The organism is Streptomyces sp. NPDC056169, from assembly GCF_042268445.1.
In the GTDB taxonomy this organism is placed as follows: domain Bacteria; phylum Actinomycetota; class Actinomycetes; order Streptomycetales; family Streptomycetaceae; genus Streptomyces.
On sequence record NZ_JBHJUO010000005.1, the window covers coordinates 24,629 to 39,014 of the forward strand.

13 protein-coding genes and 1 pseudogene are annotated in these 14,386 nt (G+C 71.8%); 5 read left to right on the forward strand and 9 right to left on the reverse strand.

What is annotated here, in order from left to right; translation table 11 throughout:
* Positions 1-52 precede the first annotated feature (52 nt).
* Both ACFC0G_RS09140 and ureA read right to left on the reverse strand, forming a co-directional pair.
* Positions 53-1,735: an urease subunit alpha gene (locus ACFC0G_RS09140; RefSeq protein WP_376399614.1), complete on the reverse strand. Its 1,683-nt coding sequence runs from the start codon at positions 1,733-1,735 to the stop codon at positions 53-55.
* Positions 1,735-2,454, reverse strand: coding sequence for an urease subunit gamma (ureA, locus tag ACFC0G_RS09145; RefSeq protein ID WP_376399617.1), 720 nt, complete (start codon positions 2,452-2,454; stop codon positions 1,735-1,737). The genes ACFC0G_RS09140 and ureA overlap by 1 nt, the downstream gene beginning before the upstream one ends.
* 146 nt (positions 2,455-2,600) lie before the next feature.
* On the opposite strand from ureA, the gene ACFC0G_RS09150 reads away from it, so the two are divergent.
* Entirely contained in the window at positions 2,601-4,022 is a 1,422-nt protein-coding gene (locus ACFC0G_RS09150; protein ID WP_376399620.1) for a cytosine permease, read from the forward strand.
* A 26-nt stretch (positions 4,023-4,048) separates the two neighbouring features.
* Here the strand turns inward: ACFC0G_RS09150 and ACFC0G_RS09155 are convergent, their stop codons facing one another.
* The 4 genes from ACFC0G_RS09155 to ACFC0G_RS09170 form a co-directional block, all read right to left on the reverse strand.
* Positions 4,049-5,158, reverse strand: coding sequence for a branched-chain amino acid aminotransferase (locus ACFC0G_RS09155; RefSeq protein WP_376399623.1), 1,110 nt, complete (start codon positions 5,156-5,158; stop codon positions 4,049-4,051).
* Positions 5,159-5,417: 259 nt separating this feature from the next.
* Positions 5,418-6,458 (reverse strand): 3-isopropylmalate dehydrogenase, encoded by a 1,041-nt coding sequence (locus tag ACFC0G_RS09160; RefSeq protein ID WP_376399626.1) that lies wholly within the window; start codon positions 6,456-6,458, stop codon positions 5,418-5,420.
* 116 nt (positions 6,459-6,574) lie between these two features.
* Positions 6,575-6,706 carry a hypothetical protein gene (locus ACFC0G_RS09165; RefSeq protein ID WP_260605541.1) on the reverse strand — a complete coding sequence of 44 codons (132 nt, stop codon included), beginning with the start codon at positions 6,704-6,706 and terminating at the stop codon, positions 6,575-6,577.
* Between the two features lie 263 nt (positions 6,707-6,969).
* Positions 6,970-7,875, reverse strand: a complete 906-nt coding sequence (locus ACFC0G_RS09170; protein WP_376400476.1) for a LysR family transcriptional regulator — start codon at positions 7,873-7,875, stop codon at positions 6,970-6,972.
* Positions 7,876-7,979: 104 nt separating this feature from the next.
* Here ACFC0G_RS09170 and ACFC0G_RS09175 point away from each other — a divergent pair, with 104 nt between their 5' ends.
* From ACFC0G_RS09175 to ACFC0G_RS09185, 3 genes are read left to right on the forward strand one after another with little or no spacing between them, the layout of a single operon-like run.
* Entirely contained in the window at positions 7,980-8,999 is a 1,020-nt protein-coding gene (locus tag ACFC0G_RS09175) for a zinc-binding dehydrogenase (RefSeq protein WP_376399630.1), read from the forward strand.
* Positions 9,000-9,054: 55 nt separating this feature from the next.
* On the forward strand, positions 9,055-9,396 hold the full coding sequence (locus ACFC0G_RS09180; protein ID WP_376399633.1) for a PadR family transcriptional regulator: 342 nt from the start codon (positions 9,055-9,057) through the stop codon (positions 9,394-9,396).
* Positions 9,393-10,133 carry a hypothetical protein gene (locus ACFC0G_RS09185; protein WP_376399636.1) on the forward strand — a complete coding sequence of 247 codons (741 nt, stop codon included), beginning with the start codon at positions 9,393-9,395 and terminating at the stop codon, positions 10,131-10,133. The genes ACFC0G_RS09180 and ACFC0G_RS09185 overlap by 4 nt, the downstream gene beginning before the upstream one ends.
* Positions 10,134-10,176: 43 nt before the next feature.
* On the opposite strand, the pseudogene ACFC0G_RS09190 reads toward ACFC0G_RS09185, so the two are convergent.
* Positions 10,177-10,605 (reverse strand): annotated as a pseudogene (locus ACFC0G_RS09190) (aminoglycoside 2'-N-acetyltransferase); the annotation flags it as partial.
* Positions 10,606-10,693: 88 nt separating this feature from the next.
* On the opposite strand from ACFC0G_RS09190, the gene ACFC0G_RS09195 reads away from it, so the two are divergent.
* Positions 10,694-11,581, forward strand: a complete 888-nt coding sequence (locus ACFC0G_RS09195) for an alpha/beta fold hydrolase (RefSeq protein WP_376399639.1) — start codon at positions 10,694-10,696, stop codon at positions 11,579-11,581.
* A 118-nt stretch (positions 11,582-11,699) separates the two neighbouring features.
* On the opposite strand, the gene pruA is transcribed toward ACFC0G_RS09195, so the two are convergent.
* Together pruA and ACFC0G_RS09205 are read right to left on the reverse strand one after the other, a co-directional pair.
* Positions 11,700-13,331, reverse strand: a complete 1,632-nt coding sequence (gene pruA, locus ACFC0G_RS09200; RefSeq protein ID WP_376399642.1) for an L-glutamate gamma-semialdehyde dehydrogenase — start codon at positions 13,329-13,331, stop codon at positions 11,700-11,702.
* Positions 13,332-13,364: 33 nt separating this feature from the next.
* Positions 13,365-14,348, reverse strand: coding sequence for a proline dehydrogenase family protein (locus ACFC0G_RS09205; protein ID WP_376399645.1), 984 nt, complete (start codon positions 14,346-14,348; stop codon positions 13,365-13,367).
* Between the last annotated feature and the right edge of the window lie 38 nt (positions 14,349-14,386).

Genomic DNA, 14,386 nt, shown 5'->3' on the forward strand with positions numbered 1-14,386 from the left:
GTCCTAAGGAAGGGCAGGGGGGGGGCAGGGGGGCAGAGGAGGTCAGGGGAGGTCAGAGGAAGTAGAGGCGGTTGAGGGAGACCGACTCGGCCGCCTCGGAGCGGATCGGCGAGCCGTCGAGCGAGACGAGGCCCGTGTGGCCGTCGACCTGCACGTCTCCGGTGCGGGAGTTGAACACCAGGTCGGCGGGGCCGATGCCGCGCGTGCCGCGCACGGGGACGCGGCGGCGGCGGGTCGGCATCGCGTCGGAGCCGAGGTCGACGGCGGCCTGCGCCACGAACGCGACGGAGAGGTCGGCGGCCGTGGCGCCGTGGGCGCCGAACAGCGGTCCGAGGACGAGCGGTTCACAGGTGTCCGTGGCGGCGTTCGGATCGCCCACGACCCCCCACGCGGGGAAGCCGGACTTCAGCACCAGCTGCGGCTTGGCGCCGAAGAACTCCGGCCGCCACAGCACGATGTCGGCCAGCTTGCCGACCTCGATCGAGCCGATCTCGTGGGCGAGGCCGTGGGCGATCGCCGGGTTGATGGTGAGCTTGGCGATGTAGCGGAGGACGCGCGCGTTGTCGTCGTGTGCGCCGTCGCCCTCCAGGGGGCCCAGCTCGGCCTTCATCTTCCCGGCCATGGCGAAGGTCCGGCGTACGGTCTCGCCGGCCCTTCCCATCCCCTGCGCGTCGGACGAGGTGATCCCGATCGCGCCGAGGTCGTGCAGGACGTCCTCCGCGCCCATCGTCCCGGCCCGGATCCGGTCGCGCGCCATGGCGGCGTCGCCCGGGAGGTCGGTCTTCAGGTCGTGGACGGAGACGATCATCCCGTAGTGCTCGGCGACCGCGTCGCGGCCGAAGGGCAGGGTGGGGTTGGTGGAGGAGCCGATGACGTTCGGCACGCCCGCCATCTTCAGGACGTTGGGTACGTGCCCGCCGCCGCAGCCCTCGATGTGGAAGGCGTGGATGGTGCGCCCGTCCAGGACCCGCAGGGTGTCCTCCACCGACAGGCACTCGTTCAGGCCGTCACTGTGCAGCGCGACCTGTACGTCGTGCTCCTCCGCGACCCGCAGCGCGGTGTCCAGGGCCCGGGTGTGGGCGCCCATGTCCTCGTGCACCTTGAAGCCGGACGCCCCGCCCTCGGCCAGGGCCTCGACGAGCGGCGCCGGGTCGGAGGACGAACCCCGGGCGAGGAAGCCGATGTTGACGGGCCAGGCGTCGAAGGCGTTGAAGGCGTGGCGCAGCGCCCAGGGCGAGTTGACGCCCACGCCCCAGACCGGGCCGAACTCCTGGCCGATGATCGTGGTGACGCCGGAGGCCAGTGAGGCCTCCATGATCCGCGGGGAGAGCAGGTGGACGTGGGTGTCGATCGCACCGGCCGTGGCGATGAGGCCCTCGCCGGAGACGATCGAGGTGCCGGTGCCGACGACGACGTCGACGCCGTCGAGGGTGTCGGGGTTGCCGGCCCGGCCGATCGCGTGGATCCGCCCCTCGCGGATGCCGATGGACACCTTCCGCACGCCCTGGACGGCGTCGATGACGAGGACGTTGCTGATGACGACGTCACAGGTCTCGCGGACGGCCGCGGCCTTCAGGTGGAGGCCGTCGCGGGCGGTCTTGCCGAAGCCCGCGAGGAACTCGTCGCCCTGCTTCTGGGAGTCGGACTCGACGCGGACGACGAGCCCGGAGTCGCCCAGGACGACGCGGTCGCCGGCGCGGGGGCCGTGCACGGAGGCGTACTCGTACGGGTCCATCAGTTCTCGTCTCCGCTCTCGACTCCGAGGTAGCCGCAGGCCGCCGCGCGCCGCAGGGCCTCTTCCTTCGCGCCGGGCGCGTCCAGCGGGCCGTCGACCAGGCCGGCGAAACCGATGGCGACGCGCGCGCCGCCGATCGGCACGAGGCCGACCTCGGCCTCGCCGCCCGGGTCGAAGCGGAAGGACGCGCCGGCCGGGATGGCGAGCCGCATGCCGTACGCGGCGGCGCGGTCGAAGTCGAGGCGCGGGTTGGCCTCGAAGAAGTGGAAGTGGGAGGTGACGCTCACGGGCACGGTCGCCGTGTTCCGTACGGGGAGGGTGACCGCGGGCGCGGGCTCCGGGTGCGCGGGGCCGGGCAGCAGGGCGCCCGGCGCCGCCGCGCCCAGCCGTCCTCCCCCTGCTTCGTGGGGGGACCCCCAGCCGATCGGGTCGGAGACGACCGCGAGGCGGGATCCGTCGTCGAAGACGGCCTCGACGTGGACCTCGGTGACCACGTCGGCGACGCCGGGGAGGACGTCGTCGGGGCCGAGGACGGAGCGGGCCTCGGCGATCGCCTCGGCGAGTCGCTTGCCGTCACGGGCCGCCTCGCAGACCGTGTCCGCGATGAGCGCGGTCGCCTCGGGGACATTGAGCCGCAGGCCCCGGGCCCGGCGGGCGCGGGCGAGCTCGGCGGCGCCGAAGAGCAGCAGCCGGTCGCGTTCCGTGGGGGTCAGTCGCACGTCCGAAACACCTCCTGTTTGAGCGACACTCTAAATGTTGAGACGCCATGAGCCAAGCATTGACGTGGCCGACAGGTCTAGGTCACATTGAGCGCCACTCTAAATGTGCGAGCCGCTCTCGCCCCGCTCCCCTCCCAGGAGGCCCCATGCCGATCGAACAGCGCGGAGTCGACACCATCCCCGAGGCCGAACGCACCAGCGGCCCCCGTGATCTGGTGTCGATCCTGCTCGGCTCCAACCTCTGTCTGGGGGTGATCGTCTTCGGCTGGCTCCCGGTCTCCTTCGGCCTCGGCTTCTGGGCCTCGGTCACCTCGGTCGTCACCGGGACCGTCGTCGGCGTCGCCGTCACCGCCCCGCTTGCGCTCGTCTCGCTCCGTACCGCCACCAACCTCTCCACCTCCTCCGGCGCCTTCTTCGGCGTCCGCGGCCGGCTCGTCGGCTCGGTGGTGGGACTGCTGCTGTCGCTCGGCTACACCGCGCTGACGCTGTGGATCGGCGGAGACGTCATGGTGGGGACGCTGGCCCGGCTGGTCGGACTGCCCACCGGCGGCGCCTCGCACGCCGTCGTCTACGCGCTGCTCGCCGCGGGCACGGTGGTCGCCGCGGTCTACGGCTACCGGCTGCTGCTCAAGCTGAGCAAGGCGCTCGCGGTCGGCATGACCGTGCTCCTCGCGGTCGGCCTGGTCGCGTACGCCGGGGACTTCACGACGGCCGCCGTACCGGAGACCCCGTACCTCCTCGGCTCGTTCTGGCCGACCTGGCTGCTCGCCGCGGTCGCCGCCGGGCTCAGCGGGCCGGTCGCCTTCATCACCCTGCTCGGCGACTACACCCGCTACATCTCACCCGAACGGCACAGCGCGAAGAAGGTCTGGCGCGCCACCTGCCTCGGCCTGCTCGTCGGCCTGCTGGTCCCCCAGCTCTTCGGCACGTTCACCGCTCTCGCGGCCCGCGGTGCCCTCGACTACGCCGGGCCGCTCGTCGCCGCCTCCCCCGTCTGGTACCTGGTGCCGCTGCTGCTCGCGGCCACGGCCGGGTCCGTCGGCAACGCGGGACTGATGCTGTACTCGATGGGGCTCGACCTCGACGCGATCCTGCCCCGGGCCACCCGGGCGCGCGCCACGCTCGTGGTCGCGGCGGTGGCGACGGCCTTCGTCTTCCTGGGCCACTTCGCCTCGGACGCCCAGACGGCGATGACCTCGTTCGTCCTGCTGCTCACCGCGATCGGCACCCCGTGGGCCGTGATCACCCTGATCGGGCACGCGCGCTGCGGGGGGACGTACGACCCGGAGGCGCTCCAGGTCTACAACCGCCGCTCGCGCGGCGGGATCTACTGGTTCTCGGCGGGCTGGCACCCGCGCGCCACCGCCTCCTGGGCGATCGGCGCGGCGGTCGGCCTGGCCGGGGTGTCGACGCCGCTCTACGAGGGGCCGCTGCTCGCCCTGACGGGCGGGATCGACTGCAGCTTCGTGCTGTCGGGGCTGGTGGGCGGCGCCCTGTACGCCGTACTGACGCCGCGCAGGGCTCCCGGAACCGTGACGGCCCCGGAAGCCCTGGCGGCGACCGAGTAGGTCCTGCTCGACCGAGCAGTTAGGACCTACTTGCCGAGCTCGTGCATCCAGCCGTGGACGTCCTCGGCCTTGCCCGTCTGGACGGCGAGCAGCGCGTCGCGCAGCTTCATCGTGACCTCGCCGGGCTCGCCGCCCGACTGCTGCCACTCGCCCCGCTCGGACTTGACCGTGCCGACCGGGGTGATCACGGCGGCGGTGCCGCAGGCGAAGACCTCGGTCAGGGTGCCGTTCGCGGTGTCGGCCTGCCACTGGTCGATGGAGACGCGGCCCTCCTCCGGCTCCAGACCGAGGTCCGCCGCCAGCTTGAGCAGCGAGTCACGGGTGATGCCGGCGAGGAGCGAGCCGGTGAGGGTGGGCGTGACCAGCTTGGGCTTTTCATTGGACTCAGCCCCGTACACGAAGTACAGGTTCATGCCGCCGAGCTCCTCGACCCACTTGTGCTCCACGGCGTCGAGGTACGCGACCTGGTCGCAGCCCTTGGCCGCCGCCTCGGCCTGCGCGAGCAGGGAGGCCGCGTAGTTGCCGCCGGTCTTGGCGTCGCCGACGCCGCCGGGGACGGCGCGGACGCGGTTCTCGGAGAGCCAGATGGAGACGGGCTTCACGCCACCGGGGAAGTACGGGCCGGCCGGGGAGGCGATGACGACGAAGAGGTACTCGTTGGCCGGGCGGACGCCCAGGCCGACCTCGGTCGCGATCATGAACGGGCGCAGGTAGAGCGAGGCCTCGCCGCCGTGCGCCGGGACCCACGCCTTGTCCTGCTGGACGAGCAGGTCACAGGCCTCGACGAAGGTCTCGACGGGCAGCTCCGGCATGGCCAGACGACGGGCCGAGGCCTGGAAGCGGCGCGCGTTGGCGTCGGGGCGGAAGCTGGCGACCGAGCCGTCGGGGCGGCGGTAGGCCTTCAGGCCCTCGAAGATCTCCTGCGCGTAGTGCAGGACGTTCGTCGCCGGGTCCAGGTGCAGCGGGCCGTACGGCACGAGCTGGCCGTCGTGCCAGCCGCGGCCCTCGGTCCACCGGATGGTGACCATGTGGTCGGTGAAGTGGCGGCCGAATCCCGGGTTGTCCAGGATCGCCTCGCGCTCCGCGTCGGACAGCGGGCTGGAGGAGGGCTTGAGCTCGATCGTGGGCGTCGTCATGAGTGCGTGTCCTTCACCGGTTGTGTGTGTCGGACCGCGCTCACGCCTCAGTCATCGGCTGATGTCCATGACTGTGTGGACGTCCGAGCATGCCCGCATGCCGCGGCCCCACGTTCGATTATCGCTCGCGGGGACCGGTGCACGAAACGGGTGAACGCGGTCCAGGGTTCGATGGTGGCACCCTTCGGCCGCACAGGTACAGCCGCCGGGTGCAGGTGCGACCCGGCGGCTGCTGTCAGATGTCAGTCGGCTGCGCGGGTCAGCTCGCTACTCGCGCGGCGAGCGCGTCGCCGATCTCGGCCGTCGTACGGACGGCGGTGCCCCGCTCGGTGAGGTCGGCCGCGACGGCCTCCTCGACCCGGACGGCCTCGGACTCGTAGCCGAGGTGGCGCAGCAGGAGGGCGACGGAGAGGACGGTGGCCGTGGGGTCGGCCTTGCCCTGACCCGCGATGTCCGGCGCGGAGCCGTGGACCGGCTCGAACATGGACGGGAACTCGCCGCTCGGGTTGATGTTGCCCGAGGCGGCGACGCCGATGCCGCCGGAGACGGCCGCGGCGAGGTCGGTGATGATGTCGCCGAAGAGGTTGTCGGTGACGATGACGTCGAAGCGGGCCGGGTCGGTGACGAGGAAGATCGTCGCGGCGTCGACGTGCAGGTAGTCGGTGGTGACCTCGGGGAACTCCGCGGCGACCTTGGTGAAGATGTTCGTCCAGAGGTGGCCGGCGAAGGTCAGCACGTTGTTCTTGTGGACCAGCGTCAGCTTCTTGCGCGGACGGGCCTGGGCGCGGGCGAAGGCGTCCCGGACGACCCGCTCGACACCGAAGGCGGTGTTGACCGAGACCTCGGTGGCGACCTCGTGCGGGGTGCCCTTGCGGATGGTGCCGCCGTTGCCCGTGTACGGGCCCTCGGTGCCCTCGCGGACCACGACGAAGTCGATCTCGGGCTGCCCGGCGAGCGGGGTGGCGACGCCGGGGAGCAGCTTCGAGGGACGCAGGTTCACGTGGTGGTCGAAGGCGAAGCGGAGCTTCAGCAGGAAGCCGCGCTCCAGGACGCCGGACGGCACCGACGGGTCGCCGATGGCGCCGAGCAGGATGGCGTCGTGCTTCTTGAGGGAGTCGAGATCGGCGTCGGTGAGGGTCTCACCGGTGGCGTGGTAGCGCTTGGCGCCGAAGTCGTACTCCTCGGTCTCCAGCTTCACGTCCTGGGGAAGGACGGCCGAGAGGATCTTGAGGCCCTCGGCCACGACCTCCTGGCCGATGCCGTCGCCGGGAATGACTGCGAGATTGATGCTGTGAGACATGTCGGCACCCTACTCTTCGTCCCATCGTCTGACACGTTCCGTCCATCATGTGGACGAACGGACAGCCCGAACGGACGCGGGTCCCCGGCGCGGGCGCGGCGGGGAACCCCTGCGGATCAGTGGCCGGTGGAGCCGCCGTTGTCACGGCGGTCGAGGGCGCGCTGGAGGGCGGCGGCGGCGTTCTGGCGGGCCTCGTCGTTGGAACGGCCGGCGGAGTGGCGGACGCGGCGGGTGGTCTGAGTGGCCATGAGGGATCGACTCCTTGAGATCAGTGATGATCCGAAAGTGCGGAGATCAGTGGTGATCGAAGGTGCCGGCAGGGGCGGGGAGCGCCGCCGCAGGGATTGCCTGCACAGGGGCGTCGCGCTCTCGACCGCCATTCGCTGATGTAGCGAGACGTTCGGCTTCTACAAAGCTAGGGCAGGGTGCCGCGTCTGTCTCCACAATTACTCGGACTTCCTACTATCTGAGACGGCGTGGGACTCAGGGTCCTCCCGGGGTCGCCCGAGGGTCACCCCGCGACGGCCCGCAACTCCCTGATGAGCGCCCGTACGGCCAGGGAGGAGGCCAGTTCGGGGGTGGTGACGTAGCCCACCGAGCGCGTCGGGCGCTCCGGACCGAGATCGGTGATCTCGACGGAGGGCGGTGCTCCGATCAGGGAGAGTTCCGGCATCACGGCCATCCCGTAACCGGTGCTCACCATCGAGAGCACCGCTCCGTCGTCCTCGGCCTGCACCGTCGCCGGCGGCAGCCATTCCTGCCCGGCCCACCACTCCCGGGTGTACGAGGTACAGTTCTCCGTCCAGTCGACCAGCGGCAGCGAGCGCGGCGCCGGGTGCCCCGCCGGGTGCACCAGCGCGTACCCCTCCTCCACCAGCACACCCCCGACCAGCTCCGGCGGTACGGGCGAGGTGGTCCCGATGGTCGCGATCCCCAGGTCCGCCCGCCCGTCGAGGACTTCGCCTGCCGTGCCGCGCCCGACCTCCCGCACGATCCGCACCTCGGGCACGATCCCCGGGTGCCGCGCCGTCAGCCGCCCCAGGGCGCGCGGCAGCAGATGCAGCGCCGCACTGCGGAAGGCCGCGATCCGCAGCGGCCCGGCGAGGGTCACCGAACCGCCGCCCGGCCCGCCGCCCGACCCGCCGTCCCGCCCCGCCCCGCGCACCTCGGCGGCCATCACCTCAAGCAGCCGCAGCACCCGCCGGGCGTGCGCGAGGGCCCGCTCGCCCGCCGCCGTCGGCGTGGCACCGGTGCGCCCCCGGTCGAAGAGGACGGCACCCAGCTTGCGTTCGCTCCCCCGCACCGAGTGCGAGACGGCGGACTGCGTCATGCCGAGCGCGACGGCCGCGGCGGAGAAGCCGCGCTCGCGGCCGACGGCCACCAGGACGCGCAGCTCACGCGGGGCGAGGTCATCGATCACGGCGGCTCCCACCTTGCTGTATGAGCGGCATTCATGGATCGGCCGCGGCCATCGACGCTACCCCCTGCCCGGGCCGCGGATCCCCTCCTACCGTCACCCCCATGACGAACGACACCCTGCCGAACGACACCATGATCACCGTCCAGCAGACCGCCCGCCCCGCCGGATTCCCCACCCCCGACCTGTTCTCCTTCGTCGAGTCCCCCGTCCCGGCGCCGGAGCCCGGCACCGCCCTCGTCGAGAACCTCCAGTGGTCCGTCGACCCGTACCACCGCGAGGCGATGGACTCGGACGAGCTGTGGACCCTGAACTCCCCCATGGAGGGCCGCGCCCTGGGCCGCGTCCTCGACTCCCGCGACCCGGCCCTGCGCCCCGGCGACCTCGTCCTGCACCGCAAGGGCTGGCGCACCCACGCCCTGGTCACGCGGGACGAGACGCGGCCGGTCCCGGACTTCGGCCCCGGCGTCCCGCTCGCCGCACACCTGAGCCTGCTCGGCGGTACGGGCCTGTCGGCCTACGTGGGCCTGACCCGGATCGCGCGGCTCCAGCCGGGCGAGGACCTCTTCGTGTCCGCGGCGGCGGGCGGGGTGGGCACGGCGGCGGGACGGCTCGCCCGGCTACTCGGCGCGGGACGGCTCGTCGGCAGCGCGGGCTCAGCGCGCAAGGTGGCGTACCTGACGGAGCGGGTGGGCTTCGACGCGGCCTTCGACTACCACGACGGGCCGGTCGCGGAGCTGCTCGCGAAGGCGGCCCCGGCGGGGCTCGACGCGGTCCTGGACGGGGTGGGCGGCGACCATCTGGAGGCCTCGATCGCCGCGCTGCGCCCGTTCGGCCGGATCGCCTGGGTCGGTGCCGTGGGCCAGTACCACTCGCTCGCGACTCCCCCGCCGGCCCCGCGCAACCTCTTCGACGTGGTCGGCAAGAGCATCCGGCTCGAAGGCTTCCTCGTACGCGACCACATGGACGCCCTGGAGGAGCTGTACGACGTCGCCGTCCCGCACCTGCGCAGCGGGGCGCTGCCCCTGGACGTGACGGTGGTGGAGGGGTTCGAGCACATCGTCGAGGCGCTCCTGGGCATGCTGCGCGGCGAGAACCTCGGAAAGATGCTGGTCGCCGCGTGACCCCACCACTCCTATCTAGCTTGCATTCCTACCTAGCTGGTGCTGCAATACACCCATGGCCGCAGACCGCAGATCCAGCTGGCTCAAGGGAGTCCTCGACCTGCTCGTCCTCTCCCGCCTGACCGACGGCGAGAGCTACGGGTACGAGATCGCCAAGGCGCTCGCCGAGGCGGGACTCGGTGAGATCAAGGGCGGGACGCTCTATCCCGTACTGAACCGCCTGGAGGAAGCCGGTCTGGTGGAGGCCGAGTTCCGCGCCGCCGAGCGCGGACCGGGCCGCCGCTACTACCGGCTCACCGAGCGGGGGCGCGAGCACCTCGCCGCCGAGAGCCGTGACTGGCTGCGTTTCCACCGCGCCGTCGAGACCACGCTGCATCCAGGGGGAAGCACCGCATGACCAGCGAATCCGACCGCTACTTCACCGAGCTCACCGACGCGCTGCGCACCGCGGGCGTGCCGGACGAGCAGATCGCCGCCACCGTCGAGGACCTCCGCGGCCACCTCACCGAGACCGGGGCGCACCCGGAGGAGGAGTTCGGCCCGGCCGCCGCCTTCGCGGCGCAGCTCGGAGGGCTCGCCCCGCGGCCCGCCGAGCCGGACGAGCAGGCGGAGAGCTGGACCTGGACGGCCGACATCTTCAACGACCGCCGGATGCTCGCCGTCCACGGCGACCAGGGCTGGGAGGTGGAGTCCCTGGACTCCCTCGGCCGGTTCGTCTGCCGCCGCTCCGCGACGGCGACGCTGCGCTGGGAGTACCGCCGCGAGATCATCGGCGCCCGGCGCCGCGCCAAGGTCCTGGCCGAGCTGGAGCCCGAGGGCTGGGAGCTGTGCGGCGAGTGGCTGGCGTACGGCTACTTCAAGCGGCCGCGCGCGGCGACGACGGGCCCTGCGGGCGCCCTGGAGGCCCGGCCCGCCGCCCCGCTCCGGTGGCTGTTCCTGAGCCGCCGCGGCAAGGTGGCGCTCGCGGTGTGGGCCGTACTGGTCGGCGGCGCGATGGCGGGGTGCTTCATGGGGACGCTCGGCACCGGCGGGCTCGCGATCACCATCGCCCTCGCCTCCATGTTCTCCGCCCTGTTCACCTCCCAGCTGGAGACGACCAAGGGGCGGGTGGATCAGGGCCGCACCACACCCTGACCGCCCCGACCGTCCCGACCGCCCTGACCACCCCGGCCCGCCCTCACATCACGTCCCCGTCGCGCCAGTCGAAGACGAGCGGGTGGGCGGGGTCCGGCAGGCCCGGCCCACCCGCCGCCGGACGCAGGAAGACGGACCCTTCCTCCTCCGCGAGCCGAGCGATCCCCTCGGGCGCGAGGACCTCGATCCGCCCCTCCCAGACGCGCCAGCCGCGCGCCCGGTAGAGCGCGGCCCCGTCGCCCGAGGCACTGAGCGCCCCGAAGGCGTACGCGCCGTCGATCACCAGCCCAAGCCCGTCCATCACCGCCCCGCCGAGCCCCCGCCGCCTGAGGTCGCCCCGGACGGCGACCCCTTCGACGTACCCGACGCGGTACGAACGCCCCCGGTGGAGCACGCGGCGCATGACGACCGCGCCATGGGCGGCGACGCCCCGCCCGCCCTCGATCCAGGCGTGGACACCGCCGAGCGCGTTTCTAACCTCTCACACGCCATTGACAGGTTACTACGGGCCTGATTGAGTCAACCCATAACCAGTCAGGAACACCTAAGGGGTTAGAACGATGAACGTGCTGCCGACCCACCACCGCACCGTCACCGTCCGCGGCCACGAGATCGCCTACCGCGAGGCGGGCCCGGCCGACGCCCCCGTCCTGCTCCTGCTGCACGGCTTCCCCACCAGCTCGCGCATGTTCCGCGACCTGATCCCCCGGCTCGCCGGCGACTACCGCCTGATCGCCCCCGACCACCTGGGCTTCGGACGCAGTGACGCCCCCTCCGCCGCCGCGTTCGCCTACACCTTCGCCGAGCTGGCTGCGCTCACCGCCGAGTTCACCGAGGCCCTCGGCCTGGAGCGGTTCGCCCTCTACATCCAGGACTACGGCTCCCCCATCGGCCTGCGCCTCGCCCTCGCCCACCCCGAGCGGATCACCGCGATCATCAGCCAGAACGGCAACGCCTACGACGAGGGCCTCGGCGCCGAGGCCTGGGCCCCGGTCCTCGCCCTGATCGAGAACCGCACGCCCGAGACCGAGGAGCCGGTCCGCGGCATCCGCTCCCTCGACGGCATCCGCTGGCAGTACGAGACCGGCGTCCCCGCCGAGTACCTCGACCTCCTCGACCCGGACGCCTGGCACCAGGACGCCGCCCACATGGCCCGCGAGGGCCAGGACGAGATCCAGCTCGGCCTCATCGCCGACTACGGCTCCAACTTCGCCCTCTACCCCGCCTTCCAGGAGTACTTCCGCACCTCCCGGGTCCCGCTCCTCGCGGTCTGGGGCGAGGGCGACCAGGTCTTCGTCCCGGCGGGCGCCGAGGCCTTCCGCCGCGACCTCCCGGACGCCGAGATCCACCTGCTCCCGACGGGCCACTTCGCCCTGGAGACCCACGCCCCGCAGATCGCGGCGCTGATCGGCGACTTCCTGAAGCGGCGCGTGGTGAAGGCGGCATGAGGAGGCGGCATGAGGAGGCGGCATGAGAAGGCGGGCATGAGAACCGCCCCCGTCCTCAGTTGGGGGACCGAGGAGGGGGGCGGTGTCAGGGGCGGGCCTCACGGAGGCCCGGAGGGCGTCAGCCCATGTGGGGGTAGCCGTACTCGGTCGGCGGGACCAGCGTCTCCTTGATGGCGCGGGTCAGCGTCCAGCGCATCAGGTTCTGCGGGGCGCCGGCCTTGTCGTTCGTGCCCGAGGCACGGCCGCCACCGAAGGGCTGCTGGCCGACGACGGCGCCGGTCGACTTGTCGTTGATGTAGAAGTTGCCCGCGGCGAAGCGGAGCTTCTCCATCGTGTACGCGGCCGCGGCGCGGTCGCCGGAGATGACCGCGCCGGTGAGGGCGTAGTCCGAGACCGACTCCATCTGGGTCAGCATCTCTTCGTACTTCTCGTCCTCGTACACGTGGATCGCGAGGATCGGGCCGAAGTACTCGGCCTTGAAGACCTCGTTCTCCGGGTCGGTGCACGCGATGACGGTCGGACGGACGAAGTAGCCCACCGAGTCGTCGTAGGTGCCACCGGCGACGATCGTGCAGGTCGGGTCGGCCGCGGCACGGTCGATCGCGGCCTTGTTCTTGGCGAACGAACGCTCGTCGATGACGGCGCCGATGAAGTTCGACAGGTCGGTGACGTCACCCATGGTGATGCCGTCGACCTCGGCCGCGAACTCCTCCTTGAAGCCGTCGTTCCAGATGGAGGCCGGGACGTACGCACGCGAGGACGCGGAGCACTTCTGGCCCTGGAACTCGAAGGAGCCACGGGTCAGCGCGGTCTTCAGGATGGCGCGGTCGGCGCTGGGGTGCGCGACGACGAAGTCCTTGCCGCCGGTCTCGCCGACGATCCGCGGGTACGAGCGGTACTTCTCGATGTTGGTGCCGACCGTCTTCCACAGGTGCTGGAAGGTCTTGGTCGAGCCGGTGAAGTGGATGCCGGCCAGGTCGGGGTGGTTCAGGGCCACCTCGGAGACGGCGATGCCGTCGCCGGTCACCAGGTTGATGACGCCCTTCGGCAGACCGGCCTCCTCCAGGAGCTCCATGAGGAGCACGGCGGAGTGCGTCTGCGTCGGGGACGGCTTCCAGACCACGACGTTGCCCATGAGGGCGGGGGCGGTGGGCAGGTTGCCCGCGATGGCCGTGAAGTTGAACGGCGTGATCGCGTAGACGAAGCCCTCCAGCGGGCGGTGGTCCAGACGGTTCCACACACCCGGGGAGTTGGCCGGCGGCTGCTCGGCCAGGATCTGGCGGGCGTACGCCACGTTGAAGCGCCAGAAGTCGACGAGCTCGCACGGGGTGTCGATCTCGGCCTGCTGGGCGGTCTTCGACTGGCCGAGCATCGTGGACGCGGCCAGCGTCTCGCGCCACGGGCCGGCGAGCAGCTCGGCGGCGCGCAGGATGATCGCGGCGCGGTCGTCGAAGGCCATCGCGCGCCAGGCCGGAGCGGCGGCCAGGGCGGCGTCGACCGCGTCCTGGGCGTCCTGCGTGGTGGCGCCGCGGAAGGTGCCGATGACGGCCTTGTGGTTGTGCGGCTGGACGACCTTGAACTCCTCGCCGCCGCCGAGGCGCTTCACGCCGCCGATGGTCATCGGCAGCTCGCGCGGGTTCTCGGCCAGCTCCTTGAGCTTGACCTCGAGACGGGCGCGCTCGGGCGAGCCGGGGGCGTAGCTGTGCACCGGCTCGTTGACCGGAGCGGGGACCTGGGTGACAGCGTCCATGAGTCGCGTTACTCCTTGTGAGAGGTGGGGGGCTCAGCCCTTGGTGAGGATGGAGCGGACGAAGAAGAGCAGGTTGGCCGGCTTCTCCGCGAGACGGCGCATGAAGTAGCCGTACCAGTCGGTGCCGTAGGCGGTGTACACGCGCATGCGGTGGCCCTCGGCGGCGAGACGGTTCTGCTCCTCGCTGCGGATGCCGTACAGCATCTGGAACTCGTACTCGTCCAGCTTGCGCCCGGCGCGGCGGGCCAGCTCCTGGCCGATGGAGATCAGGCGCGGGTCGTGGGAGCCGATCATCGGGTAGCCCTCGCCGTCCATCAGGATCTTCATGATCCGGACGTACGCCTTGTCGATCTCGGGCTTGTCCTGGATGGCGACGGAGGCGGGCTCCTTGTAGGCGCCCTTCACGATGCGGACGCGGGAGCCGTTCGCGGCGAGGCGGCGGGCGTCGTCCTCGGTGCGGAAGAGGTACGCCTGGATGACGCAGCCGGTCTGCGGGAAGGACTTCCGCAGCTCCTCGTGGATGGCGAACATCGAGTCGAGGGTGGTGTGGTCCTCGGCGTCGAGGGTGACGGTGGTGCCGATCTCGGCGGCGGCCTCGACGACCGGGCGCACGTTCGCGAGAGCGAGCTCGTGGCCGCCCTCCCGTCGCCCGCCACCACCCTCGGCCGAGAGCCCTGCGGGCTCGCCCCCCTCGACATCCAGCGACTGGCCGAACATCGACAGCTTCACGGACATCTCGGCGCGGGCGCCGAGGCCCAGCTCCTTGAGGCGGCCGATGAGCTCCAGGTAGGCGTCCCGGGCCGCGTACGACTGCTCGACGGTGGTGATGTCCTCACCGACGACGTCGAGGGTGACCTCCAGGCCGCGGTCGCTCAGCTCCTGGACGATCGGGACGACGTCGCCGACCGTCTCGCCGGCGATGAAGCGGGCGACGACCTGCTTGGTCCCGGGGGCGGCCGACACGAGACGGCGCATCTTGTCGCTACGCGACGCAGCAAGGATCACGGGACCCAGCACGGGGCACCTCCAGAAGGACAGGGTGACGAAGAGTGCCT

Bases quoted from the DNA above. Each gene is read 5' to 3' on its own strand.
- ACFC0G_RS09140 (WP_376399614.1), bottom strand. From the start codon at position 1,735: ATGGACCCGTACGAGTACGCCTCCGTGCACGGCCCCCGCGCCGGCGAC.
- ACFC0G_RS09150 (WP_376399620.1), top strand. From the start codon at position 2,601: ATGCCGATCGAACAGCGCGGAGTCGACACCATCCCCGAGGCCGAACGC.
- ACFC0G_RS09155 (WP_376399623.1), bottom strand. From the start codon at position 5,158: ATGACGACGCCCACGATCGAGCTCAAGCCCTCCTCCAGCCCGCTGTCC.
- ACFC0G_RS09160 (WP_376399626.1), bottom strand. From the start codon at position 6,458: ATGTCTCACAGCATCAATCTCGCAGTCATTCCCGGCGACGGCATCGGC.
- ACFC0G_RS09165 (WP_260605541.1), bottom strand. From the start codon at position 6,706: ATGGCCACTCAGACCACCCGCCGCGTCCGCCACTCCGCCGGCCGTTCC.
- ACFC0G_RS09175 (WP_376399630.1), top strand. From the start codon at position 7,980: ATGACGAACGACACCCTGCCGAACGACACCATGATCACCGTCCAGCAG.
- ACFC0G_RS09180 (WP_376399633.1), top strand. From the start codon at position 9,055: ATGGCCGCAGACCGCAGATCCAGCTGGCTCAAGGGAGTCCTCGACCTG.
- ACFC0G_RS09185 (WP_376399636.1), top strand. From the start codon at position 9,393: ATGACCAGCGAATCCGACCGCTACTTCACCGAGCTCACCGACGCGCTG.
- ACFC0G_RS09195 (WP_376399639.1), top strand. From the start codon at position 10,694: ATGAACGTGCTGCCGACCCACCACCGCACCGTCACCGTCCGCGGCCAC.
- pruA (WP_376399642.1), bottom strand. From the start codon at position 13,331: ATGGACGCTGTCACCCAGGTCCCCGCTCCGGTCAACGAGCCGGTGCAC.